Genomic DNA, 17,609 nt, shown 5'->3' with positions numbered 1-17,609 from the left:
TGTAAACAGTCCGCGGTCAGAACGACCCGGACATCCCCCGAGAATTCCGCATGCGCCTCAGCTGTTGAGGATCAACTCGCCGTCGAGATGCTGCGGAAAGAAAAAGAAGTTGTTGACGTAAGCTTGCCCGGGTTTACGGCCACCATTGGGCAACAGCGCATCGGCGTCCTGCATTTCCCCAGCGTTGAAATGATCGATGGAGATCACCTCGTCGTCCTGGAGGAAGAAGCCGCGATAGGATTTGTCGCGAAAGAAATCGAACACCGAGCGCGTCGCCTCGGCACGGTGACGATCCTCTGCCTCGACAAGGAAGACCGGCTGGCACCGGTCGATCAGGCCGACGGCTCCATGCAAGACGCTCAACTCGTGCCCCTCGACGTCCACCTTCACAAAGGACACGTCCTCGCGCACGACACCATCGAGACGCGCCAATGGAACATGCGTCGTGATCAGTTGCTTTACCGACGGCTCATATTGCTGCTCGAGCGATGCCCGCCCGTAAACCAGGCCATCCTCGCCTTGCGGTGTGTAGAGCTCGGCATCGCCTTCATGATCCGAGAGAGCCACTTCATGGATGCGGACATTGGACGCGGAGGTGCGCCGGAGCAGATCGGCCATCTCATGCGACGGCTCGAACGCATGGACCTGACCGGACAACCGCGCCAGTTGCTGGGTATAGAGACCGCAATTGGCGCCGACATCCACCGTGACAGCACCCTGCGGCACGATCTTGTCGAGATAGGCCAGTTCACGCTCCGCCGATTTGGGACGCTTCAGGAAGCGCCAGCGCAAATACATCGACGGGAAAGCGTCTTTCAGGAGCTGCTTGGTCCGTTGCGTCGCCGTCATGGCTGTCACCCTTCGTTCGAGGCTGGTTTCAAGGCAAAACAATTCCAGGCGCCGGACGGAGGTCCGCCAGCGCAATGTCTGCAATGTGTGGTGTGATCGATGCCGCCGCTCAATCGGTCGTGGGCATCAGAAGGCATTACCGGAGAGGAATTCGCGCCGGACCGTCTGCACGATGATCATGATGTCCATACGCATCGACCATTTCTCGATATATTCGAGGTCGTAATCGATGCGCGAGATCGCCCGGGGCGCCTCCACAGTGCTGCCCCGGCAGCCGCTCACCTGGGCCAGACCGGTGATGCCGGGCCGTGCGCTGTGACGCGTAAAGTAATACGGCACGAGATCTTCATAGAGCACGTTGGCGGCCAGCATGCCCGGTACATGGGGCCGCGGCCCAACCAGAGACATATCGCCCTTGAGCACGTTGATAAGCTGCGGAATTTCGTCGAGGCTGGTCTTGCGCAGCAACTTGCCGATCCGCGTCACCCGGGCGTCGCCTTCGACCGTCTGCTGAATGCCGCGCTTGTCGCCGGCATCGGTGCGCATCGAGCGGAACTTGTAGATCTTGAAGAAGCGGTTGCGGTAGCCGTAGCGATACTGGGTGAAGAACACCGGTCCCGGCGAGGTCGCCTTGATAATGATTGCGATCGTGATCAGCAGCGGCGCGAGAAACAGCAGGGCCGAGCCCGCGGCCGCAATGTCGAACAATCGCTTGGCAATCGACTCCGACGGCTCGCACCGGGCAACCTGGTTCGTCCGGCGGCTGCGATAGGCGCTGTTCCGATAGGACCCGTGGCCGGCAAACTCGACCGGCCGCACTGAAATGAACTGCCGCTCTTTCCAGAGCGGCGTCACCTTGTTGCGATCAAAACCAACTGAAACTGTAGAGGCCATGCTCTCGCTCCCTGCTGGAACTTTGGTGCGCGATAATCGAACAGAAACATGCCTATGTGGCAGGCATGCGAATTCAGAACCCTTCCCTTCGACGAACATTCGCAATTGCGAAACCATCTTCGTCGATCAGCAAGAACCTTCATCCCTGAAGATTTCTTAACTGTGCGAACGAATTAGGGCGGCAAAACGGTATTGGCGTGTAACATTACGCAGTCGCAATATTGATATAATTGTGCGGCGCGCAAAAATCTTTGTGCACGGAAGCGCTTAGATCGTTTTGTCCGTCTATTGCGCTGCATCACGCTCACAGCAGCCATGCAAAATAATTACACGACGCAGATCGATGAATTGCATCGCGTCGCTGCGAGATCGGGTGCATGATCTTCGCAATTAACAAATAGCCACCAAGCGGCAATCGATTCGAGCTTGATTTTTCACTCGATACTAAAGCGCGCCCATTATGTTGCGCACTGAGACTGCTCACTCCGCCAGATATTTCGGCATCGCCATGGTCGCTCGACGAACACCTCAGATGACTACAGGGGACATTTCATTTCCCCCGCGCGCGATCGCCGTGGATAAGGCGGCGATCTCCAGCCCTGTGGATAGTTCTACCTGCGAGGTGCGTAACGCATCCGGCCGCAAACTGCGAAACAGACTTCTTCTTATCAATGCGGCCGTCTGGGTCGCTGTGATCGTCGCCGTTCGCATCATTTTCTTCTGAGCTCATCGCTATCCCCAAAGCTTTATGAGTCCCAAGGCGTTGCGCGGCCGATTGAATTTGACCGCGACGGTTCCCTGATCGTAGCTTGCGCGAAATGCCGCGCTCCCTCTCCAGGTCAGATTCGAACAAGGCGGCACTGCCGCCCGATACGCGTATCTATGCCATCGGTGATATTCACGGACGCGCCGACCTGCTGCAGGAAACCATCGCGCGCATCGATGAGGACATCCGACGTCGCCCGATCACCTATGCGGCGGAAGTCTATATCGGCGATTACATCGATCGTGGCGCGGATTCGAAAGGTGTGATCGATTTGCTGGCAGTCCGCATGGTGCACAACCATGCAATCTGCCTACGCGGCAATCACGAAGCCATCATGGAAGACTTCCTGGAGGATGCCAGCGTGCTGGAGCACTGGCGCCAACTGGGCGGACTTCAGACTCTCGCGTCCTATGGCGTTTCTCCATCGCGCACGGCAACGGCGCGCGACGTGCAGAACGCCTTTCGCGCCGCATTCCCTCCGGCGCACGACGCTTTCTTGCGTTGCCTGCGGAACAATATCAGATGCGGCGACTTTTTGTTCGTTCACGCGGGCATTCGTCCCAATGTACCGCTGTCATCTCAAGATCCACATGATCTGATGTGGATCAGGGACGAGTTTTTGGATTCCAAGCGCGATCATGGCGTCTATGTGGTGCACGGACACACACCGGTTCCCCATGCAGATATTAGAGATAACCGTGTGAATATTGACACAGGTGCGTGGCGCAGCGGCATCCTCACGTGCATTGCCATCGAAGGCACAGAGATTCTGGTTCTCTAAGAAGACATTAGTACGCAATCTGCGCACTCTCTGAGTACGCCACATTCTTTCGCCGTTTTTTGCCGGACACTCTCGCGCAATTGTCGTCTGCATCAATTGTCATCGAATTGATGCAGATGATCACATTGATGTTGTGTTGGGGGTCTACCATGTTGCGAACGAACCGATGCGCCGGCATTTTGATAGTACCGGTGCTTTCATTTTTCCTTGCTGGCGTCGCTCCGTCGATCGCGCTCGCACAGGACCAGCGGGTTTCTGCGGCTTCGCCGTCAGGCACCTATCTTCTTGGACCGACTGACCGCGTTCGTCTGAAGGTCTATGGCGAAGCTGATATCACCGGTGAATATGAAGTCGACAGCAACGGATTTGTATCGATTCCCCTTGCGGGCCACGTGAAGGCCGCAGGCCTGACCACACGGCAATTAGAGAAGGGCATCTCCTCCGCGTTGGCCAAGGGAATCGTGCGAGACCCACGCGTGAATGTGGAAATCGCGCTGTATCGACCCTTCTATATCCTCGGCGAAGTGAAGAAGAGCGGCGAATACCCTTATCGCATGGGCCTGACCGTGATGGATGCCGTCGCGACCGCAGGCGGGTTCACCTACCGTGCCAATGAGAACAAAGTGTATTTGCGGAGGTCGGGCTCAACCGTCGAAGAGATCTATGCGCTCGATTCGCCAGTCCTGGTATTTCCCGGCGACAATGTGCGTGTCCCAGAACGATACTTCTGAACTCATCATTTTTGATTTTGTCTGATGTGTAGTGACCGATGCGCGCCTTCATGTCGCGCGTCGCCATAGTCTCGACTTTTTGCGGTGCGTATTCTTGTGCAGTGCGACGAACTTTACTTCGTACTTCGCATTGTGGGCAGCAAAGAGAAGGGCGTTTCATCAGACGAGTGTTGAGTGCGCTAGTGGGGGCGCGACATTCATCACGGGCTTGCTGAGTTTGTAAGCGCCGGGATGAATTTCTAAGCGGCAATCAAGTCTCGACGACAATTCGATAGCGGAGGAATGCATGTCCTTCGCAAGGGATGAGTGATGAAATGTACGTTTGTATCAGCAGGATCGGATGCGATCGGCGAAGGACCGGAGGGGCTGCGGCCGATTCCCGTCACGCGCCGCGCTCTCCGTATCGCGCCATGGCCGGTCACGGCGATTCTGCTTGGTATTGCATCACCCGCCAATGCTCAGGCGATCCCGGCAACCAGCGACGAGCTCGCGCCGCCCTGGAATGCGCAACGGATTTTCGAACCTTCCGCGCTGCCCGATCTGGTCGACCGGGATAACCGCGAAGCAGTAGCGCCAGAGGACATGCCAGTAAAAAAGCGACAGCAACCTGGTTATGAACCCGTCGGCATCCGCCAGGGATCCTGGATGTTCAACCCGTCGCTGATGACGGGCGCACTCTATGACAGCAATGTGTTTGCCTCGAACACCCAGAAGCGCGGCGACGTCGCGGCGGTGATCGAACCCAGCCTGCGTGCTCACACGCTGTGGGAACGACACGGCATCGACATCAAGCTCAATTCACGAACCACGGCCTATAACGAAAATTCAAGCCTCGACCAGACCGATGTGAGCCTGAAGGGCGCCGGCTGGATCGATATCGCCAACGATATGGTCGTGCTGGGCAGTTTCCAGATCGCGCATCTCAATGAGGGTGTGGGTTCGCTGAGCTCGCCTTCCAATGCCGTGACACCGACGCCTTATAATCTGATGTCCGGCGACCTGACCGTCCGCAAGGAATTCAACCGGCTGGCGACATCGATCGGTGCACGCGTCGACTCCTACGATTACGGTACGGCGCGCGCGCAGGATGGCAGTCTGATCGACCAGAGCAGCCGCGACGGCCAGATCTATGCACTTCACGGCCGCGTCGATTATGCGTTCTCGCCTGTGCTCGGCTGGTTCGGCGGCGTCGAAGGCAACCAGCGCAACATCCGCGGCGTGCCCGGCCAGACGCTGGACTCCACCGGCTATCGCGCTTTGTCCGGCTTGACCGTCGGTTTCGGCAATCTGCTCCGCGGCGAATTCGGCGGCGGCTATGTCGAGCAGCGCTTCGACAATCCTCTGATTGGCACCGTCGACGGGCCATCCTATCGCGCCAAGCTCACATGGAGCCCGACGCGATTGATGGACATCCACGTCAAGGCCGAACAACTGGTCACGCAGACATCCGATACCAGCTCGACCGGCGTGCTGGCCAATGCGGTGCAGGTCGGCGTCGACTACGAACTGCGTCGCAACGTCATCCTGTCGCTGGCGGGCGCCTATGAGATCGATCGCTTCTTCGGCCAGGCCCGCAAGGACCGCGTGACCACGACCAATGCCAGCGTGAAGTATTTGATGAACCGCTTCAGCGCGATCTCGGCCTATCACCGCTACACATCGCGCGACAGCGATATACCCACCTTCAGTTACGACAAACACCAGGTAGGGCTCAATGTTACAGCGCAATTTTGATCAGCCTTATCCGGCGGCACCGGAGCCGGTTCCGACCGCCGTTGCCGGTTGGCAGGCGCCGACCGTCGATCTCCGGGAAATGGCGCGCATCCTGCGCCGGCGCTGGCGCGCGGTCGTGCTGCCCGCCGCCGTGCTCGGTGGTATCGCCCTCGCTTATGTGGCGACGGCGACCACACTCTATACTGCGAACTCCACCGTACTGGTCGATCCCCGGCGCGCCAATGTGGTCGAAACCAATCAATCGGTGCTGACCAATTTCGGCACGGACGATGCGACCATCGAAAGCCAGACGCTGCTGATCCAGTCGCTGACCATTCTGCAGCGTGTGGTCGACAAGCTGAAGCTGACGCAGGATCTCGAGTTCATGCCAAAGCCCGGCCTGCTCGATCCGATCCGCAATCTGTTCCGCAGCAGCAGCCCGGTCGATGGCGTGAGCCCCGAAGACGCCGCGCGTGCATACTCTATATATCTGCTCCAGCGCCGCATGAAGGTGACACGACAAGGCACGACATTCCTGGTCGATATCGCCGTCAGCTCGGAATCGCCGCAGAAAGCCGCGACCATCGCCAATGCGGTGGCTGACGCCTATTTCGAGGAACAGGTCCGCGCCAAATTCGACGCGACGCGCATCGCAGCCAAATGGCTCGGCGGCCAGATCGATGCGCTGAAGAACCGCGTCGTCACCTCCGAACAGGCCGTCGCGGACTATCGTTCCGCCAATAACCTCGCGGTCTCGCAGGGCGTGACGGTCAACGACCAGCAGATCACCGATCTCAACAGCAAGCTGATTGCTGCCCGGGTGCAGACCGCCGAGGCGCGTGCCAAGTTCGATCAGGTGCAGCAATTGGCGAAAACCGGCGGCGATGCCGGCGGGCTCAATGCCGCCGTCTCCTCAGAGATGGTGACCAAGCTGCGCGCGCAATATGCCGATATCGCCAAGAACGAAGCCGACCTGACCAGCAAATATGGTCCGCGGCATCCGCAGGTCGCCAATGTGCGGGCGCAGCTCAAGGACACGCAGCGGCTGATCAACGAGGAAATCGGGCGCATCGTGCAGGGCACGGCGCATGATTATGACGTTGCGAAATCGCGCGAGGCGTCGCTGCAGGACAGTTTCGACAAGCTGCAGGGCGTCTCCAGCACGTCCGGTCAGGCCGTGGTCCGGCTGCATGAGCTGCAGCGCGAGGCCGAGGCCAACCGCACGCTCTATGAGTCATATCTGGCGCGCTCGAAGGAGACGACGGCGCAGGAAAGCCTGGAGATGCCGGACTCCCGCATCGTCAGCTTTGCCAGCATCCCGCTCAAGCCTTCCGCGCCGAAGACGATGCTTATTCTCGGCTTTGCCATCCTGCTCGGCCTCGGCGGCGGCACCGTGCTGGCATTCCTGACCGACTACCTCGACGGCCGGATCAAGACGCTGGAACAGGCCGAAGAGATTTCGGGCGTTCCCGCCCTGGCAGCGCTGCCGTCGATCAGCAGCCGCGAACTCGCCGGGCGTGCCAAACGCGGCCGCACCGAACTCGGCAATTACGATCCGCGCACCATGCGGCTGCTGCCGGCTGCATTGCAGCCACCACTGATGCGCTATGCCATCGAGGAGCCCGGCACATTCTTCGCCGAAGCGATTCGCGCGGTGCGTCTGGCGATTCAGCGTGCGCGCAAGATCGACACGGTCAAGGTCGTGCTGGTGACGTCGGGCCTCGAAAGTGAAGGCAAGACGACCTTCGCCGGCAATCTCGCACTGTCTTTCGCCACGCTGGGCATCAAGACACTGCTGATCGACGGCGATCTGCGCAATCCCGGCCTGACCCGCGCCGTCAGCCCCAATGCCGATGCCGGCCTGCTGCAGGTGGCGACGGGCGAAGTGTCGCTGGAGCGCGCCATCCTGCTCGATCGCAGCACCGGCCTCTCGATTCTACCCTCTCCCGCTATCAAGGACGTCGATGCCATCACCGAGTTGATGTTCTCCGAGCAGATCGTCGAAATCCTCGACCGCCTGAAGTCGCATTATGAGCTGATCATCATCGACTCGCCGCCGCTGATTCCGCTGGTCGACGGCCGCGCGCTGGCCGAACTCGCCGACCGAATTTTGCTGGCCATGGCCTGGAATCAGACACCGCGCGAAGTCGTCGCCCACACGATGGAGCTGCTGGCTCCGGTGCATGATCGCATTCTCGGCACCGTGCTGACCCAGGTCGATCTCAGCAAGATCCGCTTCTACGACTATTATCGCAGCTCGGCCTATCTGAAGCCCTATGGCGTCGCCGCCGCCAGTGCGGGAGCTGCGCGTTGACATTGGCCCGGACCGCGCCGCTCAGGCTGCATCGCAACGGCGCCGTCGCCGCGGCGGGCTCGCGTGCACGCGTTCCGCAACGACGCCAGATCGTCAACACCGCCCAACTCATTAATTTGATGATCGTCAGCGTGCTGCTGGGCGCCATCGTCGCGATCTTCACGCTGTCCGGCGGCGTTCTGACCAATCTCAAGATTCACTATCTGACACCCGGCGGAAATTTTCTCGAGAAATTGCATCCCGGCACCTATGCGACATTCATCGCGACGCTTTTGCTGCTGACGCGCGACGGTGACCCGATCGGTGAGATCAACCGTGCCTTCACGGACGCCAAGCTTTTGCTGGTGCATTTGTTCTGCTGGTTCGTCCTGCTGATCCAGATGTTCGTGCTGGAACGCCCGTTCACGGTCATCATCGACACGTTCCTGCTGCCGGTGCTGTTGTGCCTGCTGATCTGGCGGCTGACGTCGGCGCAACGACGGCCGTTGGTCTGGGCCATCCATGCGACATTGCTGCTCAACATCCTGATTGGCTATTACGAATATTTTTCCGGCCATCGCATCATTCCGCTGACACTCGGCAGCGTGCTGGTGGTCGGTGAATGGCGCTCGGCTGCGCTCCTCGGCCATCCGCTGACAGCCTCGGGCATCGTCGGCGCCTATATCATGGCGCTGGTGCTGCGACCGGCCATCTGCCCGCCGATCATCATCCGCGTGCCATTGATCGCCTTCAGTCTGGGCTCGCTGATGGCCTTCGGCGGCCGTACCGCACTGATGACAGTATTGTTCGTGTTGGCTTGCCTCGGTCTGCTTGAGACGATCCGGCTGATCCGCGGCAAGCGCGTGCCGCTGCTGTTCGCTGTCGGCGCAATCTGCTTTCTTTTTGCGGCGGCAGGCGTCGTGTTTGCTGCGCTCTATCTCGGCATCTTCGACAAGATGCTGCTGCGCTTCTCATCGGATAAAGGCAGCGCCCTGGCTCGCTTTGCGACCTTCGACATGCTCAATCATTTCCAGTGGAGCGAACTGATCCTCGGACCCAATCCGGTTCGCGTGAACGCGCTGCAGTCGCAGCTCGGTTTGAATTATGGCATCGAGAATTTCTGGGTGTCCTGCATCGTGCAATTCGGCCTGATCCACACCATCCTGATCACGCTCGGCCTGACTTGCTTCTTCATCGAACTGCTGCGCCGGTCGGACCGCGCAGCCTTCGCCATCTTGCTGCTGATCCTGATGATTGCGGCAAGCTCGGTGAGCTTCTCGTCGAAGAACATCCAGCTGGCGCAGCTCGTTCTACTCATCGCGCTGCTGTTGCCGCGCGAACGCGCGCCGGCCGTGGCGCCGCCGCGCTATGTCCATCAGCGGCGGCCGATGGCCGCCCCGCATGTCCGCGCCGTCCCCCGGGATCAGGAGTTTGCATGACTATCTATGTCGATCACACCCATCTCGGACGCCATGTGACCGGGCTCGAACGGATCACACTGGAGCTGTTCTCGGAACAGGCGCTGGCGCCGCTCGATGTCGTGCCCATCACCTCGCGCGGCACCGGCCAGATGGTAGCGACGCAGACTTTCGGTCTGCCGATGCGCCTGGCGTCTCCCTCGTCGTTCCTGCTGTGCCCCGGCTTCCCGCCAAGCCCGCTGCTGCGGATGTTTTCATCACGTGTGCTGCCCTATATGCACGACGACTTCCTGCTGACGCGACAGGCCGATCTCAATGCCCGCGCGCGACTCTATATGGCGACGCCTTTCAAGATCGCGCTCAAGAACTATCCGCGTTTCCTGACCAATTCGCGCGACACCCAGCGCAAGCTGGCCGAGCATTGTCGCCCGGACGCCGAGATCACGCTGTATCGCCCGCCGGTGCGCAACGTGTTCAAGCTGGAATCCGCCGAGCGCACCGAACGCGAGCCCGAGACGTCGCCGCTGCGCGTCGTGGCCCTCGGCACCGTGGAGCCACGCAAGAACTTCATCGCCGCGGCCAATATCGTACGTGAATTGCGCCAGCACGGTTTTCCCGGCGCCACCCTCGACATCGTCGGCCGCAAGGGCTGGGGCGATGACTGGAAGACACTGGAACGCATGTCATGCGTGACCTTGCATGGCTACCAGTCTTCCAAGAACGTGACGCGCATTCTCAATGAGGCCGATATTTTCCTTTGCACTTCGCATGATGAAGGTCTCGGCTTGCCACTGCTCGAAGCCCAATATGCCGGCTTGCCGATCGTGGCGCCGAATGCGCCCGTCTTCCATGAAGTTCTGGGCACATCCGGCATCTTCATCGATCCGTCGGACCACGGCACCGCAGCGTCGCAGATCGGCGGGGCTATCGCGGCTTCTCAGTGGCGCAGGCAGTATGTTGCGGCAGCTACCGAGAACCTCGCGCGCTGGAACGCGCTGGCAGCGAGCGACCACGACATCGTCATCGACCTGATCGCCGAACTCGCCGGCGGGCAGTTGGCCGGCAGTCGTTCGGCGGCGAAGCCCAACGTCGCGCATTAGGATCGTGACGCCAGCGTCCATGCCGGATCGGGGCCACGCCTGGTCCGTTCAACAGGGGATATTGCTTCTTGCAGGATATCGACACCAGCACACGACATCTGGACGGGCTGCGCATCGTTGCGGCCAGCGCCGTCGTGATCCTGCATTATTCGGATTACATCAAGGAACTGCCAATTGGCCGCTTCATGGTGGACCACACCTGGCACTTCAATCTGTTCGTCGACCTGTTCTTCGTCATTTCGGGCTTCGTCATTGCCAGCCAGTATCTGGCGAAAGTTGGCTCACCCGCCGCGGTCGGCCGCTTCCTGTGGCGGCGCCTCGCGCGGATCTATCCGCTGCATCTGGCAACGCTGGCTTTCTATATCCTGATCGCATTGGCGCTTCATGCCGGCATCGCCAAGACCGACAACCCGGCACGCTATCCATTCTCCGATCTGCCGGCGCAGTTCCTGCTGCTGCACGCCATCGATGGCGAGCGGCTGACCTTCAATTTTCCGAGCTGGTCGCTGTCGGCCGAGTTCTTCTGCTACGTGCTGTTTCCGCTGATGGTGCTGACGATCGCGCGGAACAGGACGGTGATCATCGCACTGGTCGTGCTGCCGCTGCTGGCCAACAGCATCTATGCCATTGCCATGGGCACCGAGCCCTGGCCTGACTGGATCAACAAGGGGGGCGCCTTTCGCGCCTTGCCTGCCTTCAATCTCGGCATTGCCTGCTGGCTGTTTCGCGACCGGATTGCCCGGCTTCCAGCGATACCGGGCCTGCTGACCACGGCCCTCGTCCTGTTCCTGATCTTCGGCGCGCAGCTTCCGATCATGGCAGCACTGGCAGTAATCTATCTCATCGCGGTGCTCGCCATTCATCACGACCTCTCCGGCCAGACCACCCTGTTCTCGCGCCTTGGCTTTGAGCGCTGGTCGTCGCTGACCTATTCCTCCTACATGCTGCATATTCCGGTCGCGACCGTCGTCCTCACGCTGGCGGCACGCTTCCTTGCCCCCGTCATTCCCGGCGGCAAGCTCGCCCTGGTGCCGCTGGCCATCGCCGTTCTTGCGGCCGCCAGTATTCTGTCCCTGCGCTATTTCGAGACGCCCATGCGGCGCGCTCTCAATGAGGCTTATGATCGCCATTTCAGCACGCGAATTGCCGCGGCGACGGTGCCAAGGCAGACGTGACCTGATGGTGGATGCAACGCAGACAATGTCCGGGACGGCGCGGCCGCTGGCTCAAACGAGGACGGCCAGCCGGGATCTGGCCATCGACAGCATGCGCGGCCTCGCCATTCTGATGGTGATCGGCATCCATTCGCTGCAGCAACCGCTCGATGCATCGTGGAAGACCATGCTCGACGCGGCGTTGCGCCCCTGTGTGCCGATCTTCCTGTTCGCATCCGGCTATCTGACCGCCCTGTCGGGCCGCGTTCCACTCGGCAAGCGTGTCATGGCCGCATTGATCCCCTACGCAATCGCTTTCGCTGCAGCCTATCTCTACATGGCGCTGCAGAACCCGGCGATGGACCATCGACCGACAACCACGGTCGCCCGTTTCGTGCTCGCTTACGTGTTCGTGTATTATTATGTCTTCGTCTATCTCGGCTGTACGCTCATGCTCTGGCTGACCCTGTGGTTTACCCATCGTGTGCCGACCCAAGCCGATGAGCGACTGCGCCTCGTCCTGATGCTCGCCCTGGTCTTCGGCCTGATCATCGGCAGCTATCTCGATCCCCTGCTGATCCAGCGCGGACTATCCGATGGGCTGATCGAAGAAGTGCGCATGCGTGATATCCCGTTCTGGTTCAGCTTCGTGGCCCTGGGAATGCTGGTCGCCGGATCGACGGCGCGGCCGGCCCTTCCGCGGATGCGCCTGACGCTGACCGCTGCGGCACTGCTGGCCTATGTGATCTATGCGGCGGCGAGACTGCTCAAGATCGGCGACGCAGCCGATTATGATTCGATGGCGTTCTTCGGCTATGCCGCGGCGCTCTGCGTCCTATTGCTCGCACTCGGCATCCGCGCGCCGGTCCTGGCCATGCTCGGGTCCGGCAGCTACTTCATCTATCTCTGGCATATTTTCATTGTCATGGCCTTGCGCGATCATGGCGGACTGCGCCAGTTCGGCCCGGTTGCGGGAACATTTCTGATGTATGCCATCACCGTCGCCTTGAGCCTTGTCGCGTTGCTCGCCGTGCAACGATGGGCGCCGCCGCGCGCGGCCCGCTGGCTCGGAGCCTGACCATGCTGCTGAAGCGCACCATCCTTTATCTTCCGGCCCAGATCGTCGGGCCGATGTTCCAGCTGATCGCGATGATCGTGTGGACCCATGTGGTCAACGAGCATACGCTGGGTGTGATTACGCTGATCACGGCGACGCATGAACTGCTGCAGATCGCGTTCCTCGCGTGGTGGTCACAATATGCGCTGCGTTTCTTCGGTCGCTATCAGGACGGCGAACAGGCCGAACGCTTCTATCGCACCGAGAATGTCGTCATTCTTGTTTCGCTGGTGCTGCAGAGCGCCGCCGTGATCGGTGTGCTCTATACGGTCATCGCGACTGACACCAACCCGGCGCTGCTCGGCGCCACAATCGCTTATGTCATCAGCCGCTCTCTCAATCTCTATATCGCCGAACGCGCCCGGGTCCGGCACCAGATCGGCGTCTACTCGATCCAGCAGATCGTCGGCCCGTCGATCGGCTTCATTCTCGGCCTAGTGCTCATCAAGCTGATCGGCCCGTCGCCGGAATGGCCGCTGCTGGGCTATGCCGCCGCGCAGCTCATTGCCGCTTTGGTCGTCCTGCCCCATATCGGCTACAGCCGCCGCCTGTGGCCGATCGATCGCGAGATCATTCGCCATGCGGTGAGCTACGGCATTCCGCTGATTATCGGTGGCGCGCTGGGCTGGGTCGGCCTCAATGCCTCGCGCTTCATCGTCAATGACATGCTCGGCGTCGCCGCCGCCGGCCTTTTTGCCGTTGGTTATGGTCTGGGCCAGCGCGCCGCGGCGGTGGCTGCGATGCTGGTGACGGCAGCGGCTTTCCCGCTGGCGGTCAAGAGCATGGAGCAAGGCGGCAGCAAGGCTGCGATGCGCCAGCTTGCCGACAACAGTGCACTGCTCATCGGCATTCTGGCGCCAAGCATTGCTGGCATCTTCCTGCTACGGGCCGAGATCGTGCACCTGCTGATCGCCACGCCGTTTCAACAGGTGACGCTGGCAATTCTGCCTCTCTCGGCCCTGGCCGGTTCGATCCGCAACATCCGTGCCCATTTCGGCGATCAGGTGTTTCTCCTGCACAGCAAGACACAGCTCATGATCGTGGTCTCCAGCATCGACGCGCTGGTGACGATCGTGGCGAGCTTCATCTGTATCCACTATTGGGGACTCGTCGGCGCGGCCGGCGCGACAGTGCTGTCCGCCATTGCCGCAGCGCTGGTCAGTTTCATCATCGGTTTTTCGAAATTCGGCCTGACCCTGCCCTGGGCGCATCTCGCCCGCATCGTCCTCGCAACCGGGGCCATGACGGCACTGCTGACGCAACTGCCCGAAGCGCCCAACCATGTCTTACTGGCAGCACATGTCGCCGCAGGCGCGGCGATCTACGTGTTGGTCCTCGCCATCCTTTACGGGCCGACGTTGCTTCGGATGCTGCGCCGGCAGCCGCAACTCTCGGAGCTCTAATGTCGTGAAATCGTCACGACCGTTTGGCGGTCTCCAGCGCACGGGCCATTGCGTACCACAGCGGCTTTTTCTGCATGTTCTCATCGAACGGCAGCGGCCGTGGCAGTCGTTCTGCGAGAGGATTCTTCTTTCTCGCGGCGTCCGTATAGAATGAATAGTGATCGGACAGCTGCCACGCGATCACGGCCTTGACCGCCGGGACCTGTAGCACCGTCTCGAGGAATTTCCCGCCGGTCTCCGCAATCATCTTGTCGCGCGTGGCTACATCATCAGGGAACGTGTCGTCGCGGACATCGAATTCGGTGATGTAGATGTCGACCTTGCGTTCGGCGAGCGCGTGGACGAATTCCAGAAACCGCTGGGGATCATGCGGATAGCGCGGCTGCAAGTGGCCCTGCAGGCCGACGACATCAAGCCGGACGCCGGCATGCTGCAATTCATCGACCAAACGCAACAGTCCGGTGCGTACCGCGAGACCGACATCGTCATCGCGTTCCGCCTGTGCCTCATTGAGCACAAGTTTAGTCTTCTTATCCACAGCACCGGCCCGCGCGAAGGCGCGCCTGATATAATCAGTGCCAAAGGCATCGTACCACGGGCCAAGGCGATAGCCGCCGGGTGCCTTGTGACCGGGCCAGAACGGCTCATTCACGACGTCCCATGACTGCAATTGGCCGGCATAGCGCCCGGCGACTTCATCGATATAACTATCGAAGAAAGCTTGTCGCTCGGAATTGCTCATGGACTTGATCCATTGCGGAACCCATTCGTTCCAGATCAGACAATGACCGCGCATGGGAATGCGATTGCTCGCACAAAATTGTAGCAATCGATCGGCGCTCTCGAATCGCTTCGGACCCGCCATCGGCGCAAGCGTGCCCATTTTCAGAGCGATATCCGTCGTTATAATTTTCGTCTGTGTTGTGTAAAGCTCACGATATCCGACATCCTTGTCGATCACCGGCCCTGCAGCCGCGCCAAACATCAAACCATTTTTTGCCGCAATTGTACCAAGGCTCTGCATTTGAGTCGCGCCGAGTGCATGTTGTTGCATAGCGACTGTCGCACCGGCGATGACTGCGAGCGACTTTCTCCTTGAACATTCGAACATATCCACTCTCCATCGATTCAAAATCGTGACTGCTATCTTTTCCATATTGCGCGACAGCATCGCCATCGTTGCGTCGCAATAGTTCGTTTTGATGTCCATGACGTCGGGGAGATGATTTTCGACTCACTTTTCTTTGCTGCATCGGCAGCAAGCAGGTGTGCACTTCGTTCAAGCGTACCTCGGCTACATCGTCATCAGGGGACCGACATGTCGAAGACGCAGGCACCACACGCCAAAAATCTCACCGTTGACGGAGTCACCGTGAACGTTTCATCGCTCGACGAAGCCGTTTTATCGATCGTAGAAGCGGCCGAACGCGGCGATAACTTCAGTGTATGCACGCTCAATCTCGATCATGTCGTACATCTGCAACAAAAGCCCGATTTTCGCGCGGCCTACCGGCGCGCACGCTTCGTGACTGCGGATGGCTTTCCGATCGTCGTTCTCAGTCATCTGCTTGGCAAACCTATTTCACGAACAACCGGCGCTGATCTTGCTGCTCCCTTGTGCGAAGCTGCAGGCAAGAAAGGGCTTCCCATCTTTCTGTTCGGCTCCGACAGGCCAACGCTGGACAAGACTGCAGCGGAATTGCGCAAACGATATCAGGGCTTGCAGATCGTCGGCACCTTCGCGCCTGGTCGCAACTTCGAGGCCTATTCAGCGGAGGCCGATACAGCGATTGCACAGATCCGCGCATCCGGTGCAAAGCTCTGCTTCCTCGCGCTGGGCGCCCCGCGGCAGGAAGTGTTTGCGTCGCGCTGTATCGATGAGCTGGACGGAACGGGCTGCCTGTGTTTCGGCGCAGCGCTGGACTTCATCGCAGGTACACAGGTTCGCGCACCGATGTTCACCCAACGTGCCGGTCTTGAATGGGCCTGGCGCATGTTGCGGGATCCGCGCCGCCTTGCGCCCCGTTACGCACGCTGCGCGGCCGCCGTGCCACGTTTGATCGCCAGTACGCTTCCACAAATCCTGAACGCTCGCATGAGGAAAGCCGCATGACCTCGACACTCACTCTGGGTCTTCGCGCCCGGAACGCCGCGCCGGCCAAGCAACGCTACCAGATCTGCCTCATCCACCCGTTCGATCCGCGCGGCCAGAAGGTGGGTGGGCTAGAGACCTATATCCGCGACTTCATCACCTTCCATCCCACGGACACGGACATCCTGTTCGTTGGCGTGGATTCGATCGGCGACCTCAAGCTCGGCGAAGTGCGACGGCTGACTTTCCGCGGGCGCGACTTCGACTTTCTCCCGATCCTGCACTATTCCGACCAGCAGGCCCGAGAGGCCGCGCGCACCATCCGCTCGTCACTCACTGGCCAGTTCTTCATGGCGTTACTGCGCTATTTCGGGCCGGTGTCGCGCTTGATCCGCGAGCGCGGCTGCACGGTCGATCTGCGCCGTGTCGAATTCTCCTGGCTGCCGACGCTGCTGCGCCGTCCGTTCATCCAGATGCTGCATGGCGAGGGCGCGCCGAAGCTGCAAATGGATTCGCTCCTCAAGAAGTATTCGTTCGTGCATAATATCGGCGAGCGTTTCGCGGTCACGACCAGCGCAAAATTTCTGTGCGTGAATCCGTTCATCACCGAACGGCTGCAAAAGACATATCCCGGTCAGAGCGGCAAGATCGACACGTTGTGGACCTGGGTTAATACCGACATCTTCAAGCCACAGCCGTTTCCGGCGATGACCGAGCCGTTCCGAATCATCTTCGCGGGACGCCTTGACGAGTTCAAGGATCCGCCGCTGATGTTCAGCACCATCGCCCGTCTGCGCGAGCGGCTGCATGGCCATCTCGAATTCCATTATATCGGGACCAGCGATCCGCATCGCTTTGCCGAATTCGCCGCGATCGAAGACATCACGATCCGGCACGGCTTCAAGGACGCTGTCGGCATGGCCGCAACACTGGCCAATGCCCATGCAGGCATCCTGACGTCGGAGTTCGAGGGCATGCCGCGTTGCGTGCTCGAGACGCTTGCGGTCGGCCGCCCGGTCGTCGCGGTGCACCTGCCGCAGCTGGAATCGGTGATCCATGATGGCGAGAGTGGCTACCTGATTTCACGTAGCGCGTCGCGCGACGAGATGATCGAGAACCTGGCCCAACGTTTCCTCGATACCCGCGATGCGATCGGCACCGGCGAGATCAACCCGGCGCAGGTTGCCAGCGCGATCGATAATTTCACACCAGCAACACAGCTGGCGCGCGTCTTTACCTATCACCAGGACATCCAGAATGCGCGCAACATGACGATGACGCCCTCCGCGGCACACTGA

At 60.2% G+C, this 17,609-nt stretch carries 14 protein-coding genes; 11 read left to right on the top strand and 3 right to left on the bottom strand.

Features of this window, described 5'->3' with window-relative positions; genetic code table 11:
- Window positions 1–57: 57 nt before the first annotated feature.
- The gene (locus AB8A50_RS28895) at window positions 58–849 is read right to left on the bottom strand and encodes an FkbM family methyltransferase (RefSeq protein WP_089268058.1); all 792 of its coding nucleotides are present in this window, start codon (window positions 847–849) and stop codon (window positions 58–60) included.
- A gap of 126 nt (window positions 850–975) precedes the next feature.
- Entirely contained in the window at window positions 976–1,743 is a 768-nt protein-coding gene (locus AB8A50_RS28890; RefSeq protein ID WP_068738572.1) for a sugar transferase, read from the bottom strand.
- Window positions 1,744–2,561: 818 nt separating this feature from the next.
- Here AB8A50_RS28890 and AB8A50_RS28885 point away from each other — a divergent pair.
- The 9 genes from AB8A50_RS28885 (at window position 2,562) to AB8A50_RS28845 (ending at window position 14,219) form a co-directional block, all read left to right on the top strand.
- Window positions 2,562–3,290: a metallophosphoesterase gene (locus tag AB8A50_RS28885; protein ID WP_089268102.1), complete on the top strand. Its 729-nt coding sequence runs from the start codon at window positions 2,562–2,564 to the stop codon at window positions 3,288–3,290.
- 116 nt (window positions 3,291–3,406) lie between these two features.
- Window positions 3,407–4,021: a polysaccharide biosynthesis/export family protein gene (locus tag AB8A50_RS28880; RefSeq protein WP_244628432.1), complete on the top strand. Its 615-nt coding sequence runs from the start codon at window positions 3,407–3,409 to the stop codon at window positions 4,019–4,021.
- A 309-nt stretch (window positions 4,022–4,330) separates the two neighbouring features.
- Window positions 4,331–5,755, top strand: a complete 1,425-nt coding sequence (locus tag AB8A50_RS28875; RefSeq protein ID WP_175366891.1) for an outer membrane beta-barrel protein — start codon at window positions 4,331–4,333, stop codon at window positions 5,753–5,755.
- Window positions 5,736–8,048 (top strand): GumC family protein, encoded by a 2,313-nt coding sequence (locus AB8A50_RS28870; protein ID WP_120288781.1) that lies wholly within the window; start codon window positions 5,736–5,738, stop codon window positions 8,046–8,048. Before AB8A50_RS28875 ends, AB8A50_RS28870 begins: the two co-directional genes overlap by 20 nt.
- Window positions 8,045–9,466, top strand: coding sequence for a VpsF family polysaccharide biosynthesis protein (locus tag AB8A50_RS28865; RefSeq protein ID WP_439079747.1), 1,422 nt, complete (start codon window positions 8,045–8,047; stop codon window positions 9,464–9,466). The genes AB8A50_RS28870 and AB8A50_RS28865 overlap by 4 nt, the downstream gene beginning before the upstream one ends.
- Window positions 9,463–10,545, top strand: a complete 1,083-nt coding sequence (locus AB8A50_RS28860) for a glycosyltransferase family 4 protein (RefSeq protein WP_439079746.1) — start codon at window positions 9,463–9,465, stop codon at window positions 10,543–10,545. Before AB8A50_RS28865 ends, AB8A50_RS28860 begins: the two co-directional genes overlap by 4 nt.
- A 68-nt stretch (window positions 10,546–10,613) precedes the next feature.
- Complete coding sequence (locus AB8A50_RS28855; protein ID WP_439079745.1) at window positions 10,614–11,720, top strand: acyltransferase family protein; 1,107 nt, start codon at window positions 10,614–10,616, stop codon at window positions 11,718–11,720.
- Between the two features lie 25 nt (window positions 11,721–11,745).
- Window positions 11,746–12,777, top strand: a complete 1,032-nt coding sequence (locus AB8A50_RS28850; RefSeq protein WP_439079744.1) for an acyltransferase family protein — start codon at window positions 11,746–11,748, stop codon at window positions 12,775–12,777.
- A gap of 2 nt (window positions 12,778–12,779) precedes the next feature.
- Window positions 12,780–14,219: an oligosaccharide flippase family protein gene (locus AB8A50_RS28845; RefSeq protein WP_439079743.1), complete on the top strand. Its 1,440-nt coding sequence runs from the start codon at window positions 12,780–12,782 to the stop codon at window positions 14,217–14,219.
- A 13-nt stretch (window positions 14,220–14,232) separates the two neighbouring features.
- Here the strand turns inward: AB8A50_RS28845 and AB8A50_RS28840 are convergent, their stop codons facing one another.
- Window positions 14,233–15,396, bottom strand: a complete 1,164-nt coding sequence (locus tag AB8A50_RS28840; RefSeq protein ID WP_439079742.1) for an endo-1,4-beta-xylanase — start codon at window positions 15,394–15,396, stop codon at window positions 14,233–14,235.
- A 141-nt stretch (window positions 15,397–15,537) separates the two neighbouring features.
- On the opposite strand from AB8A50_RS28840, the gene AB8A50_RS28835 reads away from it, so the two are divergent.
- Both AB8A50_RS28835 and AB8A50_RS28830 read left to right on the top strand, forming a co-directional pair.
- Window positions 15,538–16,332: a WecB/TagA/CpsF family glycosyltransferase gene (locus tag AB8A50_RS28835; RefSeq protein ID WP_089268066.1), complete on the top strand. Its 795-nt coding sequence runs from the start codon at window positions 15,538–15,540 to the stop codon at window positions 16,330–16,332.
- Entirely contained in the window at window positions 16,329–17,609 is a 1,281-nt protein-coding gene (locus tag AB8A50_RS28830; protein WP_439057514.1) for a glycosyltransferase, read from the top strand. Before AB8A50_RS28835 ends, AB8A50_RS28830 begins: the two co-directional genes overlap by 4 nt.

Source organism: Tardiphaga sp. 841_E9_N1_2, from assembly GCF_051811065.1.
Taxonomy (GTDB): domain Bacteria; phylum Pseudomonadota; class Alphaproteobacteria; order Rhizobiales; family Xanthobacteraceae; genus Tardiphaga; species Tardiphaga robiniae.
The sequence above is the reverse complement of the archived record's forward strand: the minus strand, read 5'-3'. Positions and strand labels throughout refer to the sequence as shown.